General features: G+C 71.5%; 15 protein-coding genes. 1 reads left to right on the top strand and 14 read right to left on the bottom strand.

Annotated elements, in window-relative coordinates:
* Positions 1 to 3 precede the first annotated feature (3 nt).
* Positions 4 to 996, top strand: coding sequence for a LacI family DNA-binding transcriptional regulator (locus OG2516_RS17310; RefSeq protein ID WP_007257097.1), 993 nt, complete (start codon positions 4 to 6; stop codon positions 994 to 996).
* 77 nt (positions 997 to 1,073) lie between these two features.
* Here the strand turns inward: OG2516_RS17310 and OG2516_RS17305 are convergent, their stop codons facing one another.
* The 14 genes from OG2516_RS17305 to iolG all read right to left on the bottom strand — a co-directional run bounded on the left by OG2516_RS17305 (position 1,074) and on the right by iolG (position 20,714).
* Positions 1,074 to 1,538, bottom strand: coding sequence for a PRC-barrel domain-containing protein (locus OG2516_RS17305; RefSeq protein WP_007257096.1), 465 nt, complete (start codon positions 1,536 to 1,538; stop codon positions 1,074 to 1,076).
* Between the two features lie 87 nt (positions 1,539 to 1,625).
* Entirely contained in the window at positions 1,626 to 3,533 is a 1,908-nt protein-coding gene (locus OG2516_RS17300) for a pyrroloquinoline quinone-dependent dehydrogenase (RefSeq protein ID WP_007257095.1), read from the bottom strand.
* 16 nt (positions 3,534 to 3,549) lie between these two features.
* Positions 3,550 to 3,936 carry a hypothetical protein gene (locus OG2516_RS17295; protein WP_007257094.1) on the bottom strand — a complete coding sequence of 129 codons (387 nt, stop codon included), beginning with the start codon at positions 3,934 to 3,936 and terminating at the stop codon, positions 3,550 to 3,552.
* 120 nt (positions 3,937 to 4,056) lie between these two features.
* Positions 4,057 to 5,085 carry a sodium:calcium antiporter gene (locus OG2516_RS17290; protein ID WP_007257093.1) on the bottom strand — a complete coding sequence of 343 codons (1,029 nt, stop codon included), beginning with the start codon at positions 5,083 to 5,085 and terminating at the stop codon, positions 4,057 to 4,059.
* A gap of 105 nt (positions 5,086 to 5,190) precedes the next feature.
* Entirely contained in the window at positions 5,191 to 6,615 is a 1,425-nt protein-coding gene (locus tag OG2516_RS20905; RefSeq protein ID WP_007257092.1) for a C69 family dipeptidase, read from the bottom strand.
* Positions 6,616 to 6,685: 70 nt separating this feature from the next.
* On the bottom strand, positions 6,686 to 8,677 hold the full coding sequence (locus OG2516_RS17280; protein ID WP_040616305.1) for a protein-L-isoaspartate(D-aspartate) O-methyltransferase: 1,992 nt from the start codon (positions 8,675 to 8,677) through the stop codon (positions 6,686 to 6,688).
* A gap of 30 nt (positions 8,678 to 8,707) precedes the next feature.
* Positions 8,708 to 11,044, bottom strand: a complete 2,337-nt coding sequence (locus tag OG2516_RS17275; protein ID WP_007257090.1) for a phosphoketolase family protein — start codon at positions 11,042 to 11,044, stop codon at positions 8,708 to 8,710.
* Complete coding sequence (locus tag OG2516_RS17270) at positions 11,041 to 12,201, bottom strand: acetate/propionate family kinase (RefSeq protein WP_040616302.1); 1,161 nt, start codon at positions 12,199 to 12,201, stop codon at positions 11,041 to 11,043. Before OG2516_RS17270 ends, OG2516_RS17275 begins: the two co-directional genes overlap by 4 nt.
* A gap of 280 nt (positions 12,202 to 12,481) precedes the next feature.
* Positions 12,482 to 14,140 carry a Na/Pi cotransporter family protein gene (locus OG2516_RS17265; RefSeq protein WP_007257088.1) on the bottom strand — a complete coding sequence of 553 codons (1,659 nt, stop codon included), beginning with the start codon at positions 14,138 to 14,140 and terminating at the stop codon, positions 12,482 to 12,484.
* 72 nt (positions 14,141 to 14,212) lie between these two features.
* Positions 14,213 to 15,019: a 5-deoxy-glucuronate isomerase gene (gene iolB / locus OG2516_RS17260; RefSeq protein ID WP_007257087.1), complete on the bottom strand. Its 807-nt coding sequence runs from the start codon at positions 15,017 to 15,019 to the stop codon at positions 14,213 to 14,215.
* Between the two features lie 3 nt (positions 15,020 to 15,022).
* Positions 15,023 to 15,943 (bottom strand): myo-inosose-2 dehydratase, encoded by a 921-nt coding sequence (gene iolE / locus OG2516_RS17255; RefSeq protein WP_007257086.1) that lies wholly within the window; start codon positions 15,941 to 15,943, stop codon positions 15,023 to 15,025.
* A 12-nt stretch (positions 15,944 to 15,955) separates the two neighbouring features.
* Positions 15,956 to 17,782, bottom strand: a complete 1,827-nt coding sequence (gene iolD / locus OG2516_RS17250) for a 3D-(3,5/4)-trihydroxycyclohexane-1,2-dione acylhydrolase (decyclizing) (protein WP_007257085.1) — start codon at positions 17,780 to 17,782, stop codon at positions 15,956 to 15,958.
* Positions 17,779 to 19,710, bottom strand: a complete 1,932-nt coding sequence (locus OG2516_RS17245; protein ID WP_007257084.1) for a bifunctional 5-dehydro-2-deoxygluconokinase/5-dehydro-2-deoxyphosphogluconate aldolase — start codon at positions 19,708 to 19,710, stop codon at positions 17,779 to 17,781. The genes iolD and OG2516_RS17245 overlap by 4 nt, the downstream gene beginning before the upstream one ends.
* Positions 19,707 to 20,714 (bottom strand): inositol 2-dehydrogenase, encoded by a 1,008-nt coding sequence (gene iolG / locus OG2516_RS17240; protein WP_040616300.1) that lies wholly within the window; start codon positions 20,712 to 20,714, stop codon positions 19,707 to 19,709. Before iolG ends, OG2516_RS17245 begins: the two co-directional genes overlap by 4 nt.
* Positions 20,715 to 20,736 lie beyond the last annotated feature (22 nt).

The raw sequence follows: 20,736 nt of genomic DNA, 5'->3' as shown, positions 1-20,736 counted from the left end.
CCAATGAGCAACGCCCCGAAGAAGGTCTCGATCAAGGACGTGGCGCGCGCTGCGGGGGTGTCCATCGCCAGCGTCAGCCGGGTCATCAACGCGACCCCGGGCCGCGTGTCGGCGGAGACGCGCGAGCGGATCGAGAAGGCGATCACCGAGCTGGACTACCGCCCCAACCGGATCGGGCAGGCGCTCCGGGGCCAGATGAACGACACCTTCGCGCTGGTGATCTCGTCGATCCAGAACAACTTCTACTCCGCCGTCGCCTGGGAGATCGAGCGCCGCCTCAACGACGCCGGCTCGGCCATGCTCATCTACAATTCCAACGAGGACCCGGCCTTACAGGATCGCTGCCTGGGCGATCTGGCCTCGCGGCAGGTGTCCGGCGTGTTCCTGCTCTGCGCCGTCGACACGCCGGGGCTGCAGGCCGCGGCCGGCCAGACCCCGCTGCTCTTCATCAATCGCCGCGTGCCCTCGCTGCCTGGGGTGCCGTTCGTCGGGATCGACGACAAGTCCGCGGCGGCGGAGCTCGCGGGCGCGGTGCTGCGCGAGACCGGCGGCCGGATCGGCCTCATCCACGGACCGTCGCGCTCGCACACGAGCCGGGTGCGCAGGGACGGGTTTCTCGAGACGTTCGACGCGGCGGGGCGGCGGCTCGAGGGCGACAGCGTCGTCGAGGCGGAGCTGTCGATGGAGTCGGGCTACGCGTGCGCGGGACAGCTGCTCGAGAGCGGCCGCTACGCCGCCCTGATCTGCGGCAACGACCAGATCGCCTACGGTGCCTTCCGCCGCTGCCGCGAGCTTGGGCTGACGGTGCCGTCCGACCTCGCGATCTACGGCTTCGACGACAACCCGCTCAACCAGTGGCTCGCGCCGTGGCTCAACACCGTCAGCGTGCCTCACCTGCGCTTCGCGGAGGCGGCGGTGGCGGGGATGATGAAGCTGGTCGAGGGGCAACGGCCGGGCGACACGATCCTGCCGTACGATCTGGTGCTGCGCCGGTAGCCGGAGCGGCCGGCTCGCCGCGCAAGGAAAAGGGCGCGGCAAGTGCCGCGCCCTTCTCGTTGGGAGGATATGAGGGCTTACCAGCTCCAGGCGTTGTCGACCTCCGGCCGGCTCTCGAGCTGCTCTTCGCTCAGGCGCGTCACGAAGGCGACGTCGCCGAAGGTGTCGCCGACGATGCGGACGTCCTGCATGTCGATGATCACGTCGCTGTCGCCGATGTCGAGCCAGCCGCCGACTTCGGCCACGAGGCCGAGGACCTGACCGTCGCGCGAGACGACGATGTCTTCGATCTCGCCGATCTCTTCCCAGTCGGTGCCGATCTCGTTGTAGTAGCCGGTGTCGAACCAGGTGTCCTCGTCGTACTCGGCCTCGAGCGTGTAGATGTCCGCGCCGATCATGTTCTCGCCGCGCAGGGTGTTCTGCGCGATGTCGGGCGAGACGACGCCGCTGAAGGTGGTGTCGTCCATCACGTGCGTCTCCGCGACAGCCATGCCGGCGGTGGCGAGGGTGAGGGCGAGGACGGATGTGCCGATGCGGTTCATGATTGACTCCTTTCGGTTGCGATCGTTGTCACCAGTCCAACCAACGCTGGCGCGGGGAGTTCCTGTCCGAACACGCACATTTCACGCTTATTCGGGCAAGGCATAGGCGACGACCTGGTCGCTGACCTCCGGCTTCAGGATGTAGTTGCCGCCGCCCGTGAAGACGACGTACTGCCGGCCCTCGTGGACGAAGATGGCGGGGTTGGAGACGGCGGGGGCTTCGAGGAGGTCGGACCACAGCTCATCGCCCGTCTCGGCGGACAGGGCGCGCACGCGGCTGTCCATCGAGGCGCCGATGAAGATCAGGCCGGTGGCCGTCTGGGCCGGGCCACCGATGTTGGGCGAGCCCCACGCCTCGGGCAGGTAGAAGCCCCAGCGCTGCGTGCGGCCGAACGGGCGCTTCCAGACCTGCTCGCCGGTCCGCATGTCGTAGGCCGCGATCACGCCGAAGGGCGGCTCCCAGCACGGCATGCCGAGACCGTTCATGATCTTGCCGGTCTTGACCGCGTAGGGCGCGCCCTCCTGAGCATAGTAGCTGAAGGGGGAGCCCTTGGCGTTCTGCTCCTCCTCGGAGAGCGCGTCGTACTCCTCGCGCGGGATCAGTTGCAGGTAGTCGACCATGATCGAGGCGTTGGCGATGTAGAGGCCCGTCGTCGGGTCGTAGGAGCCGCCGCCCCATTGCAGCCCGCCGGCGAAGGAGGGCCAGAGCAGCGTGCCGTTGCCCTCGTCGGTGGGGGGCGTGTAGAGGCCCTCGTTGCGCAGGTCCTCGACGAAGGAGGAACAGGCGCCGAAGGAGACGGTGTCGGCGAGGCCCCAGACGCCGGGCCACTCGTCGGGATCGAGGATCGGCTCGGGGTGGCGCGGGATCGGCTGCGTCGGCGCGGCGACCTCGCCCTCGACGGTCGACGGCGGCACGTCCTCTTCCTCGATCGGCCAGATCGGCTCGCCGGTCACCCGGTCGAACACGAAGAACAGGCCCTGTTTCGTCGTCTGGACCAGCGCCGGAACCGTCTCGCCGTCCTTTTCCACGTCGATCAGCGTCGGCGCGGCCACGGTGTCGTAGTCCCAGATGTCGTGGTGGATGAGCTGTTGCGACCACAGGATTTCGCCGGTCTCGATGTCGGCGGCGGTGACGGAGGTCGCCAGCGGGATCTCCTCGGTCCGGTTGCCGCCCCAGAAGTTCGGGCTGGGCGAGGAGACGGGCATGTAGAGGATGCCGCGCTCGTCATCGACCGTCATGTGCGTCCAGACGTTCGCGGTGCCGGTCCGCGGGCGGATGTCCTCGGGGATGAACTGGATCTCCCAGTTCTTCTCGCCGGTCTGCGCGTCGAACGCGAAGACCGATCCCGGCGGGGCCTCGGCATAACGGAAGTCGTAGCCCGACCAGCCGGTGACGACCTGGTCGCCGTGGATCGTGGGCGGCTGCAGGATCGACAGGGGCCATTTGTCGTTCGTCGTGTTCCACTGGTTGAGGTCGAGGACGCCGCCGTCGCCGAAGGCTTCGCAGGGCGCGCCGGTCTCGGCGTCGACCGCGTGCATCTTGGCGTCGTTGGTCCCCATGTAGACGATCTTCTGGCAGGGTTCGTCCGCGCTCGGCGAGGCGCTCTCCCAGTAGGACACGCCGCGGGTCTTGAGGCCGGGCTGGGTCAGCTGTTCCAGGCTGGACCCGGTGTCGTAGGTCCAAATCTCCGTCCCGGTCGCCGGATCGAGGGCGATGATGCGGTAGAAGGGCGTGCCGATGTAGAGCGTGCCGTTGGCGTAGATCGGGGTGGAGTTGAAGTAGGTGGGCGGCAGGTCGCCGCTGCCGTCCGAGACGTCGCCGGTGTGATATTCCCACGCCCGTTCCAGCGCGCTGACGTTGTCGGGGGTGATCTGGTCGGCCGGGGAGAATTTCTGCGCCGCCAGGTTGCCGTGGAACGAGGTCCAGTCCTGCGCGGTGGCGGGCGTCGCGAGGGCGATGGGAGCAGCGAGGGCGGCGATGTCTCTGAAGCGCATGGGTCTCGACTTCCGTTCAGCTGTGAGAGGCGGCGCGGCCGCGTTCCGCCGCGATCAGCGGCTTGACCTGGAAGAACCGCAGGATCTGGATCACCAGCCCCACGGCCATGCAGGCCACGAGGATCCAGCTCTCGAGCAACCAGGCGGCGGCGAGCGTGCCGATCAGGCCGAGAAGGAGCAGGATCTCGAGCGTCCAGTGCAACGCCGCGGGCATTGAGGGCACGAAGCCGACGACGAGCGCCGCGCCGAGGATCAGGGCGCTAGCCGCGATGGCGAGCAGCGCGCCGGCGGTGTGGTCGATGCCGGAGGCGGGCGTGAAGTATTCATACGTGACCGCGATCAGGCCGATCAGGGCAAGCAGCGCCAGGAGGGCGGCGGGCACGACGAGGCTTTTCGGTTTCATTCTGCGACTCCCCCTTCCGTGCGCCAACGATGGAACCGCGCGGGCTGTTCCCTTCGCCTCGGGCTCGCGAGGCGGTGGAAGCCGCGAAGGGCGTTGCATCTTCGGGCAGCGCTCGCCCGGTCAGAGCACCACCAGCGCCACCGACAGCGCGTAGAGCGCCAGCACGATGACGCTCTCGAACCCGATCTTGGCGAAGCCCTCCTTCTGCCGCCGCAGCATCCCCAGCAGCAGCACGCCGGTCATCGTGATCGCGATGAGCGCGGTGCCGCGCTGGGTGGCGTCGATCTCGGCGTAGATCGAGCCGTCATGGACGACGTCGGCCGCGGCGAGAAACATCACCTCGAAGGCGTTGCCGCCGATGACGTCGCCCATCGCAAGGCTGACGGCGCCCATGCGGACGGCGGCGATGGCGGTGACCAGCTCGGGCAGCGAATTGGCGACACCGGCGAAGACGGTGCCGACCCCGGTGCCGTCGAGCGGGGTCAGCTCGACGAGGCCGAGGGAGCTCTCGCCGATGGTGTAGCCGGCGACGGCGGTGATGCCGGCGAGCACGAGGAAGCGCACCCAGAGGCTGCGCATGTGCCCCTCCGGCTTGTCCTCGGTCTCGGAGATCTGCTCGCGCGTCTCGTCGGTCTGCACGGGCTCCCACAGCTGCGTCTCCTGGATCTGGCCCAGCAGCCGGAGGCCGAAGCCGTAGATCAAGGGGATGCCGATGGTGGCCGGGTGGATGCCCCAGAACGTCCAGGAGGGGGCCGTCGAGGCGATCAGCGGCACGGTCAGGAGCACCACCAGCAGCGCCCCCTGGGCGAGGCCGGTGACGCTCGCCGCGGCGTGTTCGAGGTTGGCGCGGCGGTAGAAGATGTCGGCCACGGCGATGAAGGCGGTCTGCGCCGTCAGCCCGCCGAGCGCGTTGCCCACCGCGAGGTCGGGCGCATCCTGCGCGGCCGTAGACACCGAGGTAATTGCCCCGGGCAGCGACGTCGCCGCGCCCACGAAGAGCGCGCCGGCGACCACCTCGCCCATGCCGGTGCGGTCGGCGAGCTCGTCGGCCACCCCCGAGAGGCGCCAGCCGGCAAGCGCGATCGCCACGGCCGAAGCCAGGAAGATGAGCGTGGTGGGCCAGAGCGGCAGGTTCGACAGGTCGGGCATCCCTGAGACGACGCCGACGGGGCGGCGTCGGTTCCGTCACGGGGCAGGTTTGGCTTGCGAGGCGGGCGAAAGACGGGGTGTGGCGCGGCCCGCCGCGGACCTCGTCTACCAGATCTGATCGGGCGTCCGCGGCGTCCGGGTCATGTTGAGCCCGATACCGGCGCGCAGGCGGGCCTCGTAGCCGGCGGCGAGGGCCTCGGCCTCGGCCAGTACCCGCGCCAGCCGCACCTCGACGTGCTCGGTCAGGAGGCGACGCGCCAGGTCCGGCGCCTCCGCCGCGACGAGGATGTCGGCGCTGCGCTCGATGTCGCCAAGTTCGCCGGCCAGCCGGGATTCCACCGCCCGCCAATGGGCCGAAAGCTCGGCCACCCACGCCTCGCCCCCCTGGAAGGCGAGGTGCATCAGCCGCTTGAACACCGCGACGGCGGAGCGGGTCGCGGCGGCGCCCTGAGGCACCTCGGAGATGGCCTCCGCCCCGGTGACTTCGTGCACGCGGTCGACGAAGCGCGCGCTCTCGCCGCGCCCGAGGTAGCGGTGCCGGCCGTATTCGAGCGGCACCCGGTCGATCCCCAGGAACACCGGCACCAACGGCGCCGCGACCGGGCCGACCGGCGCGTGCCACATCATGCGCCGCATCTCCGGGGTGCCGGCCTCGAGCGGCACGATCTGTCCGTAGCCCGCGCTGTCTCCGGTCAGGCGCGGCGTCGAGACGGCCCAGACCACGTCCGCGAACGTCAGGCCGCCCGGGCGCTCCGCGCGGCGGGTCATCTCGTCCTCGATCCAGACCACGCCGGGCCGCCGTCCGCGCCCGTCGCCGAACACCCGGTTGACGTCAAACACCTCGCCGGGGCTGTGCCAGCCGAGCCGCTGTGCGGTCTCGAGGAAGTGCGGCGGAAACAGGACATCCTGACCCGGCTGCTGGGCGATGACGCCGATATGGCCCGGCCGCAGGGCGCGGATGCTGCAAGGGCCCAGCCGTTCGGCCACCCACAGGCCGAGGCCGCCCGCGCATTCGATGACCACCCATCCCTCGCGGTCATCCGCGATCAGGTGCGCGTTGCCGCCGTAGCTGGAATGGCCGTGCTGCGCGATCATGGCGCCGATGATCTCCACGCCGTCGCGGGCGCTGCGGGCCCGCTCGAGCACGAGGCGCGCGAGGTCGGAGTAGTTCGGCCCGGTCTGATCGGGGGGCGTCATCGCCACCAGGTCCGGGCGCGAAGGCGACCAGACGTCGCGCACGGCGACACCGTGCTGGTTCACGCCGCCGTTGGTCAGGAGCGCGGGCGCACCGAGGTAGTGGCTGTAGTTCACGCCCATGTACCGCGCGGTCCGCGCCGCCTGCGGGATCTCGCTCAACCGGCCGGGCAGAGCGGCGTCGGCGGTGACGCCCACCGTGATCGTGGCCCCTGCCGGGTGGTCCTCGGCCGGGGTGACCTGCAGCCAGTGGCCGGACGGCTCGTCGCCGTAGCCCGCGAGCCAGCCGTGGCCCGTCGCGCTGCGCTCGGCGCCGATGTAGAGTGCGTAGCTCATGGGGCATCTTCACCACGGCGCGGCCGCGACGTCCATCGGCGGGCCGGTCCGCGACGGAGCCGCCGAGACGTCACACGCCGAACGGCCAGGTCTCGGGGGTGCCGGGGTGGCGGTGTTCGGGGGCGAGGGGCGTCACCGCCCGGGTCTCGTCGATCCAGAGCCAGCCGTCGTACTGGCGTGAGAGGCTGGCTTGGGCATAGTGCGATTGCAGCTCCGTCTCGGGGCGGTAGATGACGCCGATGAAGCGCTGCAGCCGCTCCTCGGCGAGGCGCGTGCGCAGCGGACCGTCGGCGGCGAGGTCGAGCAGGAAGCGCGGCTGGCCGGCCTCGTGGCAGAGCCGCTCGTAGCTGTCCTCGCGGGAGGGGCGGACGCGCTTGACCTCCATCTCGCCGTCCCAGTTGGTCGCCGCGGCGACGGTGCCGGTGTGGGTGCCCATGCCGACCAGCGCGGCCTCGTCGCCGAAGCGCTCGCGGCAGAGCTGGCCGATGTTGTGCTCGCCCCGGACCGCGCCCATCTCCGTCGCCCGGGCGTCGCCGATGTGGGAATTGTGCGCCCAGACCACCGCCTTCGCCTCCGGCCCGCGCGCCTCGAGCAGGTGCTCGAGCGTCTCGAACATGTGGCTGTCGCGCAGGTTCCAGCTCTCGGCGCCGCCGTAATACATGATCCGGTAGTAGCGCTCGGCCGAGCGCACCAGCCGGGCGTTCTGCGCCGCGTCGAGGAAGCTCTGCCCGTCCCGCGTCTCGTAGTCGAGCCGCTTCTCCAGCAGGTCGCGCAGCTGGGCGATCACCTCCGCCTCGCAATCCTCGTAGCCCCGGCTGAGCACCGCGCGGCCGTAGGTGGCCGGGTCGCTCTGCCACGGCGTGAGGCAGCCGTAGCGCTCGCGGGCGATGCGGGCGGCCTCCGGGTCGTGCGCGTCGAGGTAGGCGAGCACGGCGGCGATGGAGCCGCGCATGTTGTAGATGTCGAGCCCGTAGAAGCCCGCGCGCCGCGCCGGCGGAACGCCGTCGTTGTGCCCGCGCAGCCAGTCGGCGAAGTCCGCGACGGCTTCGTTGCGCCACATCCAGGTGGGGAAGCGTGTGAAGGCGGGCTCCTCGAACTCCCGCGCGGCGTGGTGGCGGACGAAGCGGTCGACGGCGGCGGCGTCGGGCCAGTCGGCCTCGACGGCGACGATGGAGAAGCCGTGGTGGGCGATCAGGTGCCGGGTGACGGCGGCGCGGGCGCGGTAGAAGTCGTCGGTGCCGTGGCTCGCCTCGCCCAGCAGCACCACGCGCCGGTCGGCCCAGCGGTCGAAGAGACGGCCGAAGGCGGGGTCATCGAAGGCGGGCAGGGGCTCGGCCGCCTCGGCGATCGTCTCGGGCAGGCTGCGGCTGCGGGCGGGGACGTGGGACGAGGCGGCGCGGCTGCCGTCCTCGGCCCAGCCCTGCGCGCCGATCAGCGGCACGAAGCGCACGCCCGCGATCCGCTCCTGCTCCCATCTGTCGTCGCCGGTGCGGGTGATCTTCAGCAGCGACTGCCCCTCGGCGGCCGCCACGTCGCCCACCGGGATCACGAGCCGGCCGCCGGGCGCGAGCTGGGCCTTCAGCGCCTCCGGCACCAAGGGGCCGCCGGCGGCGACGAGGATCGCGTCGTAGGGCGCGGCCTCCGCCCAGCCGAGGGTGCCGTCGCCCACATGCACCTCGACCGAGCCGTAGCCCGCGGCGGCCAGCCGCTCGCGCGCGGTGCCGGCGAGGGGGGCGTGGCGCTCGATGGAGTGAACCGCGCCGGCGATCTCGGCGAGGATCGCGGCGGCGTAGCCCGATCCGGTGCCGACCTCCAGCACCCGCTCGCCGGGCCGGACCTCGACCGCCTCGATCATCAGCGCGACGATGTAGGGCTGCGAGATGGTCTGGCCGTGGCCGATGGGCAGCGGGCCGTCCTCGTAGGCGAACTCCTCCGAGCCCGGCGCGACAAACGCCTCGCGCGGCACCTTGCGCATCGCGTCGAGCACCCGGGCGTCGCGGATGCCCCGCGCGGCGAGCTGGCGCTCCACCATCCGGTCTCGGGATCGGGTCGTGTCGGGCATCGCTGGAACCTCCTCCTGTCGCCCGCGCGCTCAGCCCGGCCAGCGCCAGTCGCGGATCTCGGGCAGGTCGGTGCCGGTGGCGCGCACGTGGTCATGGTGGGCCTCGAGCCGGTCGCGGCAATGGGCGGCCAGCGCCTCGGCCGCCGGGTCGTCACGGCCGCTGCGGCGCAGGGCGGCGAGGACGAGGTGGAAGCGGTCGAGCGCGTTGCGCACCGCCATGTCCGCCGGCGTCGTGGTCGTGCCGCTCTCGCTGTAGCCGTGAACGTGAAAGTTGTGATGGTTGCGGCGGCGGTAGGTGAGCTCGTGGATCAGGCCGGGATAGCCGTGGAAGGCGAAGATCACCGGCTTGTCGGTGGTGAAGAGCGCGTCGAACCCGGCATCGTCCAGCCCGTCGGCGTTGCGCGGCGGGGGCTGCAGCGCCATGAGGTCGACCACGTTGACCACCCGCAGCGCCAGGTCGGGCAGGTGCTCGCGCAGCAGCGCGACGGCGGCGAGCGTCTCCTGCGTCGGCACGTCGCCCGCGCAGGCCATGACCACGTCGGGCGGTACTTCGTCGGAAGCCCAGTCCCAGGCGCCGAGGCCGGCCTCGCAATGCGCCCGCGCCGCCTCGGGCGACAGCCACTGGCTCTCCTCGTGCTTGCCCGAGACGATGACGTTGACCCGGTCGCGGCTCTCGAGGCAGGCCCGCGCCACCTGCAGCAGGCAGTTGGCGTCGGGCGGCAGGTAGATGCGCACGACCTCCGCGCCCTTGGAGGCGACGTGATCGAGGAAGCCGGGATCCTGGTGACTGAAGCCGTTGTGGTCCTGCCGCCAGACATGGGAGGTCAGCAGGTAGTTCAGCGAGGCCACCGGCGCGCGCCACGCGAGGCCCCCGCTCACCCGCAGCCACTTGGCGTGCTGGTTGAACATCGAGGCGGCGATGTGGACGAAGGCCTCGTAGCTGTTGAAGAGCCCGTGCCGGCCGGTCAGCAGGTAGCCCTCGAGCCAGCCCTGGCAGAGGTGCTCGGACAGCACCTCCATCACCCGCCCGTCGGGCGCGAGGTCGGCATCGTCGTCGCGCACCTCCCCCGTCGCCTTGCGCCCGGTGACGTCGAAGACGGCGTCGAGCTTGTTGCTCTCGGTCTCGTCGGGGCCGAACAGGCGGAAGTTGTCCGGGTTGGCGCGCATCACCTCGCGCAGCCAGGCGCCGAGCGCCTTGTTGGCGCTGGCCTGCACCGCGCCGGGGGCAGGGACCTCGACCTCGGCGGGCGCGAGGGCGGGCAGGTCGAGCGGGCGCAGCAGGCGGCCGCCGTTGGCGGCCGGGTTGGCGCTCATCCGGCGGACGCCCTCGGGAGCGATGGCGCGCAGGGCCTCGGCGGGGGCGCCGTCGCGGAACAGCTCGTCGGGGCGGTAGCTCTTCAGCCACGCCTCGAGCTGGCGCAGGTGGTCGGGGTCGTCCTTCACGCCGGGCAGCGGGATCTGGTGGGCGCGGTGGGTGCCCTCGACCGGCGCGCCGTCGACGCGCTCCGGCCCGGTCCAGCCCTTGGGGCTGCGCAGCACGATCAGCGGCCAGCGCGGCGTCTCGGCCGGCGTCGCGGTGCCGTCGCGGGCGGCGCGCTGGATGGCCGCGATGGAGTCGAAGGCGGCGTCGAGCGCGGCGGCCATGTCGCGGTGCATCCGCGCCGGCTCGTCGCCGCAGACGAAGAGCGGCGCGTAGCCGTGGCCGCGAAACAGCGCGTCGAGCGCCGCGTCGTCCATCCGGCCCATCACCGTCGGCCCGGCGATGCGGTAGCCGTTGAGGTGCAGGATCGGCAGCACCGCGCCGTCGCGGGCGGCATCGACGAAGCGGATCGACGGCCAGCTCGCCGCGAGCGGCCCCGCTTCGGCCTCGCCGTCGCCGATCACGCAGGCGACGTGCAGGTCGGGATTGTCGAAGGCGGCCCCGTGCGCGTGCATCAGGCTGTAGCCGAGTTCGCCGCCCTCGTGGATCGAGCCCGGCGTCTCGGGCGCGGCATGGCTCGGCACGCCACCGGGGAAGGAGAACTGCTTGACGAAGCGGCGGATTTCCTCCGCGCCATGGCCGGCCTCGGGGTAGACCTCGCCATAGGTGCCCTCGAGCCAGGCGTTGGCGAGGACGGCCGGCCCGCCGTGACCGGGGCCGGCGATGAAGATCATGTCGAGGTCGCGGGCGCGGATCGCGCGGTTCAGGTGGGCATAGACGAAGTTGAGCCCCGGCGAGGTGCCCCAGTGACCGAGGAGCCGGGGCTTGATGTGATCCGCGCGCAGCGGCTCCTGGAGCAGCGGGTTGTCGAGCAGGTAGATCTGCGCCGCCGAGAGGTAGTTGGCCGCGCGCCACCAGGCGTCCACTTGCGTGAGGTCGTCGCTCATCTGTCGCTCCCATCGAGGTGTGCCGCCACCGCCCGTGCGATCTCCGCCTCCTCCCGGGCCGGCAGGACCCGCACCTCGACCGCGCTCGCGGGGGTGGAGATCAGGGGCGCCGAGCGTGCGTTGGCCTCCGCGTCGAGCCCGACGCCGAGCCAGTCGAGGCGGGCGCAGAGCCGCTCGCGCAGGCCGGGCTGCCCCACGCCCGCGCCGCCGGTGAAGACGAGCGCATCGACGCCGCCGAGGCTGGCGACCATCGCGCCCAGCTGGCGGAGCAGGAGGTGGCAGTAGAGATCCAGCGCGCGCGCCGCGCCGGGCGCGTCGGAGGCGAAGAGATCGCGCATGTCGGCGCTGATGCCCGAGACGCCCTTGAGCCCGGCGTGGCGGTAGAGCAGCTCTTCCATCTCCTCGGGCGTGCGCCCGTCGCGCTTCATCAGGTAGAGCAGGGCGCCCGGATCGAGCGCGCCCGAGCGGGTGCCCATCATCACCCCGTCCAGCGGCGTCAGACCCATCGACGTGTCGACGCTGCGCCCGTCCTGCATCGCGCAGAGGCTGGCGCCGCCCGACAGGTGCAGCGCGACGACGCGGCGGGCGGACGACAGGGCCCGCATCTGCCGCGCGACGGAGGCGTAGGACAGGCCGTGAAACCCGTGCCGCCGCAGCCCGCGGGCGACGTCGTCGGGGAGCGGCAGGCGGCGGGCGACCTCGGGCAGGGTGGCGTGGAAGGCGTCGTCGAAGACCGCGAACTGGGCCAGCTCGGGATCCTCGGCGCGCAGCCAGGCCGCCGAGTCGAGGTTCGCGCCCTGGTGCAGCGGTGCGAGCGGCGCGAAACCCCGCAGCGCCGCCTCCGTCTCCGCATCGAGCGGCACCGGCGCACGGAAGCGCCCGCCGCTATGGACGACCCGATGCCCCACCACCAGCGGCCCGGGCAGCCGCTCCCGCACCCGCGCCGCCAGCGCCGACACCAACGCCCGCCGGTCCGGTTGGTCGGGCAGGGGCAGCGGGGGCAGGTCGTTGCCGTCACCGTCCTGCAGCACGACGCCGGTGTCCGTGGTCTCGTCGAGCTGACCGCTCAGCTCCGGCTCAGACGGCGCGTCGGGCGGATAGGCGGCGAAGCTGACGCTGGAGGATCCGACGTTCAATGCGAGAATGCTGCCGGTCATGAGCGGCCGCCCCCGAATTCGTGTGAAGGCGCCGGATCAGCCTTATCGCGGGGCTCGGACGTCAGCGGCCCGTCGCTGGGAGGCAAGCCGGCCAGGAGTGGTCGCCCATCGATACTGATACGAATGCACACACGCGCTCCCCCTCTGATGTCCTCTCAACGACGAGGCGTGCGGCCTGTTCCGAGCAGTGTCGAGGGCAAGGACCACTAAGGATGATTATGGTAATGGACGGCGCGAGCCGGGCTGAAGCCCGGCCTACGGCTTTGCCGGGACGAAGCGCTCAATCCGATGCCAGCCGACTGTCGCGCAGCTTTCCGGACTGGCTGAGGATCGGGTAGGCGATCATGGCGAAGGCGGTGTTCACGTTCTTGATGGCGCGCAGTAGCTCCAGGTGGATGCTGCTGGTGTTGAGCGTCTCCTCGAGGCCGCGCTGCAGGCGGAAGAGGTGGCGCTCTTCGAGCTGGCGGGCCAGGTCGCGGACCTTGTCCTTCTCCTCGACCAGCTTCTCGGCCAGCTCGGATTCGTCGTTCATCAGGACGGAGATCCCCAGCTGGACGTTGCGCAGGACCCGCTCGTGGAACTCGGTCAGCTCCTGCCAGCCGTCGTCCGAGAAGGTGAGCTTCTCGAAGCTCTTGCGCGCCGCGAGCCGGGGAATGGTCTGGGCCACGATGTCGGCGGCGGCCTCGAGGTTCGCCCCGACGCCGGCCAGGTCGAAGGCCCGGGTGCCGATCTTGTCCTGCCGGTCGCTGGCCTGCACCTGGGCGAGGTAGAGGCGCAGCTCCAGCGAGAGACGCTCGATCAGCGCGTTGGTCTCGGCGAGGCGCGCGGCCTCGGCGGCATCGTAGACGTCCATCAGGCCGATCGAGCGGCGGAACATCGCCTCGACCAGTCCGCCGATGTGGACCAGCTCGCGGACCGCGCAGGAGAGCGCCCGCTTGGGCTGGCTCAGCGCCTCGGGATCGAGCGCGGAGCGGTGCGCCAGGGGATTGGCCTCGGCGCGCGCCATGGGGAAGAGCCTCTCGTGCGCCCGGTGCAGCGCGCCGACGAACGGCAGGAACAGCAGCAGGAGCGCGAGGTTGAAGGCCAGGTGCAGGTTGATCGCCTGCTGGCCCGCACTGCCGCCGGGGATCTGCTGCAGGACATCCCAGGAGAACAGCACCGCGAGCGCGACGAGCGCACCGCCCCCGCGCAGGGCCAGGTTCAGCCAGACCACCCGGCGCACGCTGGCGGCCGATTGCAGGGTCAGGAGCAGGGCGATGAGGCAGCCGCCGAGATTCGCGCCCAGCACCATGGCCAGTGCCGCCTCGAGCGGCAGGACGCCCTGGGTCGCCATGGTCGCGTAGAGCAGGATCGCCGCGACGCTGGAATGCACCAGCCAGGCGAATACGGCGGAGACGGCGAAGGCGGTGACGAGGTCCCGGGCGAGGTAGGCCATGGCCCCGCTTGCGGCCGGGCTCTCCACCAGCGGGCTGCTCGCGGCGCGGATCAGGTCGAGCGAGATGAAGATCAGCGCCAGCCCGATCAGGATCCGCCCGACCTGCCGCGCCCGGCGCTGGCGGGCCCTCAGGAAGATCAGCACGCCCGCCAGCAGCAGCAGCGGCTCCACGAGGGCCAGCTGCGAGGTGAGCACCTGGGTGACCAGGGCGGAGCCGACGTCCGCGCCCAGCAGCAGGGCGAGCCCGGCGACGCCCCCGATGTTGCCGGCCGAGAGGAAGCTGGCCATCAGCACGACCACCGCCGTGGAGCTTTGCAGCAGCACGGCGGCGGCCGCGCCGCAGCCGGCGGCGCTCGGCCGGCTGGTCGTCGACCGTCGCAGCCACAGGCCCAGCTGGTCGCCGAAGGCCCGCTCGAACCCGGTCCGCACCAGCCGCACGGCCCAGACGAGAAGGGCCGCGGCGCTGGTGATGTTCAGCAGGAAGATGACCGGATGGCTTTCCAAGGTGCTGATTATCCTCTCTGTTCCGAGCGGGCTGCGTCGGCGGCCTCCGGGGCGCAGCCTGCTCTAGCGAGGTCAGCCGTCACGGGTCATGATCCATTCCACCTCCGGCGCGGGCACGAAGCGCCACTTGCGCAGGGGGCCGGCCATGACGTTGAGGTAGTACATCTCGAACCCGTAGGGCGCGCCGCAGGGATGGTGGCCGCGCGGCACGCAGACCACGTCGCCGTCATGCACGGCCATGGTCTCGTCCAGCTGCCGGTCGTCGGTATAGACCCTCTGGATGCCGAAGCCGTCCTTCGGGTTCAGCCGGTGGTAGTAGGTCTCCTCGAGGTAGGTGATCCGTGGATAATCGTCCTCGTCGTGGCGGTGGCTGGGATAGGAGGACCAGTTGCCGTCGGGCGTGAAGACCTCCGTCACCAGAAGGCTGTCGCAGTAATCCTCGGCCTCCATGGCGATGTTGTTGATGTGCCGGGTGTTGTTGCCCTTGCCGCGGGAGGTGAGGGTGATGCCGTCCGGTCCGATCCGCCGCGCCGGATGGCCGCCCTTGCCCGGGGCCGAGCAGACGGCGATGGTGCAGTCGGTGGTGGCCTCCGCTGTCCAGTCGCTGCCGTTCGGCAGGTAGAGGCAGTGGGGCGGCGTCTTGTCGAAGACGTCCATCCGCTCGCCCAGCTCGCCCCAATCCTGCCCCGCGCCCTCGATCCGCGCCTTGCCCTCGACCATGACGAGGATCACCTCGCGCTCGCCCGTCGCCTCCGCCACCCGCTCTCCCGGGCGCAGCCGGTAGAGGCCGAAGCCGACATAGCGCCAGCCGGCGCTGGCCGGGGTGATGTCGTGCACCTTGCCGTGGCTGCCGAAGGGGCGGTGGAGGAGGTCGGGCATGGCTTATCCTTTCGCGCTGGCGGGAGCGATCTCGAGGCCGGACCGGCGGCAGATCCCGACGATGTGGTCGAAGCCCAGCCTGGCGTATTCGGCGGGCGGGGCCTTGGCCGGGTCCTGCTCCGCCTCGACGACGATCCAGCCCTCGTATTGCATGGCCGCCAGCCTGTCGGTGACCGCCTGGAAGTCGATGCAGCCCTCCGGGTCTCCCGGCACGGTGAACGCCCCCGCCTGCACCGCATCGAGGAAGCTGCCGTCGTTCGCCCGGATCCGGTCCAGCACCGGCTGTCGGACGTCCTTGAAGTGGACGTGGCCGATGCGGTGAGCCCACTTGTCGAGCACCCCGGTCACGTTCCCCCCGGCGAAGTGCAGGTGCCCGGTGTCGAAGAGCAGGTCCAGCTCTGGTCCCGAGCCGTCCATCAGCCAGTCGATGTCCTCTTCGTCCTGGATCATGGAGCCCATGTGGTGGTGGTAGGCGAGCGGCATCCCCTGCCCCCGCGCCCATTTCGCCAGCTCCGTCAGGCGGCCGGCATAGGCGGTGACGTCCTCGCGGGCGAGCTTGGGGCGGCGCGAGAGGGGGGCCGCGGCATCGCCCTGGATGGTGTTGGCGCATTCGGCATAGACGATGCAGGGCGCGTCCAGCGCGGCGAATTGCGCGACCATGCCGCCGAGCGCCGCCTTCTCCGCCGCCGCGTCCTGCGCCATGAGGCTGCCGGAGAACCAGCCGCCGCAGAGCGCGACGCCGTAGCGGTCGAGATAGGCGCGCAGGCCGTCGGTGTCCGCCGGCATCCGGCGGCCCCGCTCGACCCCGGCGTAGCCGATGCGCGCGGCATCCTCCATGGCGCCCTCGGTGGTGTAGGCGGCGGTCAGCTCCGGCAGGTCGTCGTTCTGCCAGGCGATGAGGGAGACCCCGATCTTGACGCTCATGTCCCTGCCCTTTCAGTCGCTGCGCTGGCGTGCGGTGTTGGCCTCGTACTCGGCCCGGGCGGAGGCCACCTCGGGGCGGGCGGAGACTTCCGGCACCGCCACGTCCCACCAGTGCCCGCCGACGCCGGTGCCCGGGTAGGGGTCCGTGTCGATGACGATGACGGTGGGGATATCCCGGTCGCGGGCCTTGCCGATCTCGGCCTCGAGGTTCTCCAGATCCGCCACCTTGACCGCGGCCGCCCCCATGGAGGCGGCATGGGCGGCGAAATCGATCTGCGGCTGCGCCTCCACGCGGGAGGAGGCATAGAGGTTGTTGAACTCCGCCCCGCCGGTGCCCTGTTGCAGCCGGTTGATGCAGCCGTAGCCCCGATTGTCGGTCAGCACCACGGTGAAGGGAATGCGCCGCATCACGGCGGTCGCCAGCTCGGAATTGGCCATCATGTAGCTGCCGTCGCCGACGAAGCAGACCACGTCCGCCTCCGGCCGGGCGAGCTTGATGCCCATGGCGCCCGCCAGTTCGTAGCCCATGCAGGAGTAGCCGTATTCCATGTGGTAGCCGCCCGGCGCGGCCTGCCAGAGGGTATGGAGCGCGCCCGGCATGGTGCCGGCGGCGCACATCGCCACGGTCTTCGGGCCCGCCTGCCGCTGGACGGCGCCAATGACCTGCGCGTCGGTGGGCAGCGCCCCGGCTTCCGGCGCGGCCATGACGGCGGCGGTGGCCTCGAACCACTGGGACCGGGCGGCGCTGTCATGGTCGGGCCAGCTTCGGTCGCCGAGCGCGGCACTCAGCGCCTCCAGCGCCACCCTGGCGTCCGCGACAAGCCCCAGCGCGCCGTGCTTGCCGGCATCGTAGCCGGCGGTGTTGATCGAGACGAGGCGGCGGGCGGGGTTGGCGAAGAGTGTCCAGCTTCCCGTGGTGAAATCCTGCAGCCGGGTGCCGACGCCGAGGACGAGGTCCGCCTCCGCCAGCGCCCGGTTCGCGGCGTCGCTGCCGGTGACGCCGGGCGCGCCGAGGTTCATCGGCTCGTCCCATCCCACCGCGCCCTTGCCGGCCTGGGTCTCCGCCAGCGGAATACCGTGGCGGCGGGCGAAGTCGCGCAAGGCCTCCTCCGCGCCCGCGTAGATCACCCCGCCGCCGGCGACGATCACCGGGCGGCGCGCGGCCTTCAGCGCCTCGGCCACGGCCTCCAGCTCCACGGGGTCCGGCGCGGAGCGGCGGATGCGCCAGATGCGGGGCTCGAAGAAGCTCTCGGGGTAGTCGTAGGCCTCGGCCTGGATGTCCTGGCAGAAGCTCAGCGTCACCGGGCCGCAGCGGGCCGGGTCGTTCATCACCTGCAGGGCCCGGGGCAGCGCGGTGAGCAGATGCTCGGGGCGGCTGATGCGGTCGAAATAGCGGCTCACCGGGCGGAAGCAGTCGTTGGCGCTGACGGTGCCGTCGCCGAAATCCTCCACCTGCTGCAGCACCGGGTCCGGGGCGCGGCTGGCGAAGACGTCGCCGGGGATCAGCAGCAGGGGCAGCCGGTTCACATGGGCGAGCGCCGCGGCGGTGACCATGTTGGTCGCCCCCGGCCCGATGGAGGAGGTCACCGCCATCGCCCGCTGGCGCTTGCTGGCCTTGGCGAAGGCGATGGCGGCATGGGCCATGGTCTGCTCGTTCTGGCCGCGCCAGGTGGGCAGCGCGTCGCCGATGCCGTGCAGCGCCTCGCCGAGGCCGGCGACGTTGCCGTGCCCGAAGATCGCCCAGACGCCGTCGATGAAGCGCTCGCCCGCCTCCGTCTTCTGGACGGAGAGCCAGCGGACCATGGCCTGGGCGGCGGTCAGTCGGAGGGTGGCGGTCATCGGGCGGTCTCCTCTATCGGCGCGGCGCGGGCGGTGTCCCAGGCGTCGCAAAGGCGGCTGTAGCGCCGGGCCATCAGCGCCACCGCCTCGCCATCTTTCATCTCGCCCGTCAGCCAGGCGCGGGCGGCATCGCCGAAGATCGTGCGCCCCACGGCGAAGCCCTTCACCAGCGGCTGCGCCGCGGCGAGGGTGAAACTCTCGGCCAGCGCCTCCTCCGGCGCGTCGAGGCCGAGGACGACGATGCCCCTCGGGTGCGGATCGTGGGCCTCGATCGCCGCCACGGCCCGGGACCAGCCGGCCTGGGTCTTCAGCGGTTCGAGCTTCCACCAGTCGGGAAAGACGCCGAGGCCGTAGACCCAGTCGATCAGCTCCGCCATGGTGCCATCGTCCACCGGGCCGACCTTCGAGGGGATCAACTCCAGAAGGACCTCCAGCCGCTCTCGACGGGCGGCGGCGAAGAGCCTCTCGATCCGCGCCGCCTGCATCTTGCGCGTCTTGTCGTCGTCCCCGGGGTGGGCGAAGACCAGCAGCTTGACCACGTTGTCGCGGGACCATTCGCGCAGGCCGCCGAGGTCCGGCCCCAGCTCGGGCTCGAAATCCACGGGGCGGGAGCCCGGACGCTCTGCCGGCCGGCCGATCCAGAGGCCGGTGCCGGTGGCCCGGTGCAGCGCGTCGCGCCCGATCCGGCCGTCGCAGAGGATGCCGTAGCCGGGCCGGCCGTCCTGCACGGACAGCGCGGCGTCGAGGCAGAGCTGCTTGAAGGCGGCGCCCTTCTCGGGGGTGTAGCCGTCCATCTCCTCGAGCTGCGCCCGGTGGTCGAAGGCGAAGGCGCGCAGCACCGGCCAGCTGCCCCCGGCGTTGCGGTGGCGGTTGGTGGCCCAGTGGATCTGCTCGAGTTCCGCGTCGTTGCGCAGGTCGGGGCGGATCACCCCGCGCTCGAGGAAGAACTGCAGCTCCTCCCAGCTCGGATAGGCCGGGGTGCAGCCGTGGCGGCTGACCGCGAGCGCCCCGCAGGCATTGGCGTAGGTGAGCGCGCGGGGCCAGTCCTCGCCGTCGAGCCAGCCCTTCAGCAGGCCCGACATGAAGCCGTCCCCGGCCCCGAGCACGTTGAAGACCTCGATGGGAAAGCCCGGCCCGGTCTGCCCGTCGTCGAGGCTGCCGGGGATCGCGCCCTCGAAGGCCGACGCGCCCATGGGCCCACGCTTGCAGACCAGCGTCGCCGCCGAGACCGCGCGCACGGCCCGCAGCGCCTCGAGCGTGTCGGTGGAGCCGCCGGCGATGTGGAACTCCTCCTCGGTGCCGACGATCAGGTCGAACTGGTGCAGCACCTCCTGCAGGGCCGCGGTGACCTCGGCGCTCTCGGCGAAGCGGCTCTCGCCCTCGCCATGGCCGAGCACGCCCCAGAGGTTGGGCCGGTAGTCGATGTCGAGCGCGGTGCGGGCGCCGTGCCGCCGCGCCAGCTGCAACGCCTTCAGGACGGCGGAACGGGTGCGCGGGTGGCTGAGGTGGGTGCCGGTGGCCACCACCGCCCGGGCCGAGGCGACGAACGCCTCGTCGATGTCCGCCTCGCACAGGCCCATGTCGGCGCAGTCCTCGCGGTAGAAGATCAGCGGGAACTGCGTCTGGTCGCGGATGCCGAGGATGGCGAGGGCGGTCAGCCGCTCCGGGTCGGTGACGACGCCCCCGGTCTCGACGCCCTCGCGGGCCAGCTGCTCGAGGATGAAGCGGCCCATGTGCTCATCGCCCACCCGGCTGATGAGCGCCGATTTCAGGCCCAGCCGCGCGGTGCCGCAGGCCATGTTGGTGGGCGAGCCGCCGATGTACTTGTCGAAGGAGCCCATGTCCTCGAGCCGGGTGCCGACCTGGCTGCCGTAGAGGTCCACCCCGGCCCGGCCGATGGTGATGACGTCGAGCGGTTTGGCGGTCATGCCGGCACCTCCTCGCCGACCCGGACCTCGGCGCCGGTCCGGACCGAGGCGAGCGCCGCCTCCGCCAGCTCCAGCGCCCGCACCCCGTCCTCCCCGGTCGTCGGCATCGGCCCGCCCTCGCTCAGCGCGGCGACGAAGGCGGTCATCTCGGCGGCATAGGCGGCGGTGTAGCGGGTCATGAAGAAGTCGAGCAGCGGCGGCCGGGTGTAGCCGGACCCGGTGGCCAGCTCGATGTCGGCCTGGCGGTGGTTGCCGGCCGAGACCGCGCCGAGGCTGCCGTGCACCTCGATCCGCTGGTCGTAGCCGTAGGAGGCGCGGCGGCTGTTGCTTATGGTGCAGAGCTTGCCCGAAGACGTGCGCAGAAGGACGTTGGCGCTGTCGTAGTCGCCCAGCTTCTCGATGTCGCCGTCGGTGAGGACGGAGGCCTGCGCCATCACGGTCTCGACCTCCTCGCCCAGCAGCCAGCGGGCCACGTCGAAATCGTGGATGGTCATGTCCTGGAAGATCCCGCCGGAGCGGCGGATGTAGTCGTGCGGCGGCGCGCCCGGGTCGCGGGAGATGAGATGGACCATCTCGACCTCGCCGATCTCGCCCCGGTCGATGACGGCCTTCAGGGCGCGGAAATCCGGATCGAACCGGCGCTGGAAGCCGACCATCAGCCGCCCGCCGGTGGTGGCGACGGTCTGCATCACCTGCCGGGCCCGGGCGGCCTCCAGGTCCACCGGCTTTTCGCAGAAGACGGCCTTGCCGGCGCGGCAGAAGCGCTCGATCAGGTCGGCGTGGGTGTCGGTCGGGGTGCAGATGACGACGGCGTCCACGTCGGGTGCGCCCTCGATCGCCTCGATCGTCCGGATCTCGCAGCCGTGGGTCTCGGCGACGACGCGCGCCGCGCTCTCCACGGCGTCCGCCACCGCCACCAGCGCCGCGCCCGTCGTGGCGCCGAGGGTGCTGGCATGCACCTGCCCTATGCGTCCGGCTCCGAGAATGGCGAAACGAGTGGTCATGGCGTCTCCGTTGCGATCCAGC

Source organism: Oceanicola granulosus HTCC2516 (assembly GCF_000153305.1).
In the GTDB taxonomy this organism is placed as follows: Bacteria; Pseudomonadota; Alphaproteobacteria; order Rhodobacterales; family Rhodobacteraceae; genus Oceanicola; species Oceanicola granulosus.
The sequence above is the reverse complement of the archived record's forward strand: the minus strand, read 5'-3'. Positions and strand labels throughout refer to the sequence as shown.

Excerpts from the sequence above, each read along its gene's own strand:
- OG2516_RS17310 (WP_007257097.1), top strand. The coding sequence starts at position 4 with ATGAGCAACGCCCCGAAGAAGGTCTCGATCAAGGACGTGGCGCGCGCT.
- OG2516_RS17305 (WP_007257096.1), bottom strand. The coding sequence starts at position 1,538 with ATGAACCGCATCGGCACATCCGTCCTCGCCCTCACCCTCGCCACCGCC.
- OG2516_RS17300 (WP_007257095.1), bottom strand. The coding sequence starts at position 3,533 with ATGCGCTTCAGAGACATCGCCGCCCTCGCTGCTCCCATCGCCCTCGCG.
- OG2516_RS17295 (WP_007257094.1), bottom strand. The coding sequence starts at position 3,936 with ATGAAACCGAAAAGCCTCGTCGTGCCCGCCGCCCTCCTGGCGCTGCTT.
- OG2516_RS17290 (WP_007257093.1), bottom strand. The coding sequence starts at position 5,085 with ATGCCCGACCTGTCGAACCTGCCGCTCTGGCCCACCACGCTCATCTTC.
- OG2516_RS20905 (WP_007257092.1), bottom strand. The coding sequence starts at position 6,615 with ATGAGCTACGCACTCTACATCGGCGCCGAGCGCAGCGCGACGGGCCAC.
- OG2516_RS17280 (WP_040616305.1), bottom strand. The coding sequence starts at position 8,677 with ATGCCCGACACGACCCGATCCCGAGACCGGATGGTGGAGCGCCAGCTC.
- OG2516_RS17275 (WP_007257090.1), bottom strand. The coding sequence starts at position 11,044 with ATGAGCGACGACCTCACGCAAGTGGACGCCTGGTGGCGCGCGGCCAAC.
- OG2516_RS17270 (WP_040616302.1), bottom strand. The coding sequence starts at position 12,201 with ATGACCGGCAGCATTCTCGCATTGAACGTCGGATCCTCCAGCGTCAGC.
- iolB (WP_007257087.1), bottom strand. The coding sequence starts at position 15,019 with ATGCCCGACCTCCTCCACCGCCCCTTCGGCAGCCACGGCAAGGTGCAC.
- iolE (WP_007257086.1), bottom strand. The coding sequence starts at position 15,943 with ATGAGCGTCAAGATCGGGGTCTCCCTCATCGCCTGGCAGAACGACGAC.
- iolD (WP_007257085.1), bottom strand. The coding sequence starts at position 17,782 with ATGACCGCCACCCTCCGACTGACCGCCGCCCAGGCCATGGTCCGCTGG.
- OG2516_RS17245 (WP_007257084.1), bottom strand. The coding sequence starts at position 19,710 with ATGACCGCCAAACCGCTCGACGTCATCACCATCGGCCGGGCCGGGGTG.
- iolG (WP_040616300.1), bottom strand. The coding sequence starts at position 20,714 with ATGACCACTCGTTTCGCCATTCTCGGAGCCGGACGCATAGGGCAGGTG.